This is a genomic window from Christiangramia aestuarii, from assembly GCF_009735585.1.
Classification (GTDB): domain Bacteria; phylum Bacteroidota; class Bacteroidia; order Flavobacteriales; family Flavobacteriaceae; genus Christiangramia; species Christiangramia aestuarii.
The window spans coordinates 1-574 of record NZ_VJVW01000038.1 but is presented as its reverse complement, the minus strand read 5'-3'; the positions used below and the strand labels follow the sequence as shown (position 1 = coordinate 574).

1 protein-coding gene is annotated in these 574 nt (G+C 66.0%); it reads left to right on the top strand.

All coding sequences use genetic code 11. From position 1 onward, the window contains the following. Window positions 1–448: YybH family protein (locus tag FLP08_RS16815; RefSeq protein ID WP_238388516.1), on the top strand; the 448-nt coding region annotated here is incomplete at its 5' end. Between the last annotated feature and the right edge of the window lie 126 nt (window positions 449–574).

Below are 574 nucleotides of genomic sequence, written 5' to 3'. Positions count from 1 at the left end.
CCGCCACAACCAGGAGTCAGCCATGAGCAGCGAAGTCAGCGCCATCCGCCAATTGATCGAAGACTGGCGAGCCGCCGTCCGCGCCAGCGACGTTCCGCGCATCGTCTCGTACTACGCGGAGGACATCGTCGCCTTCGACGCCATCCTGCAATTGCAATTCAAGGGGCGCGACGCCTACCAGAAGCACTGGCAGGCCTGCACCGAGATGTGCAAAGGACCGATGACCTTCGATATCGCCGAACTGCAGATCCATGCCGACCCGCAGGTCGCCTTCGCCCACTACCTCTGCCACTGCGGCGGCACCGGCCCGGACGGCCAGCCGCACTCCTCGTGGATGCGGGTCAGCGCCGGCTACCGCAAGCACGGCGACGGCTGGAAGGTGATCCACGAGCATTTCTCGGCGCCGTTCGACATGGACGGCAAGGCGCTGTTCGACCTGCAGCCCTGACTCAGCGCCGCGCGGCGGTCGCCGCCGGGTCGACGCAGCGTTTCACTGCGCGAGGACTGAGCAGCGAGCAAGGCTTGCCGACCAGGTAGCTGCGGTAGACCTTCAGCAGCGTAGCCTGGCTGTAGC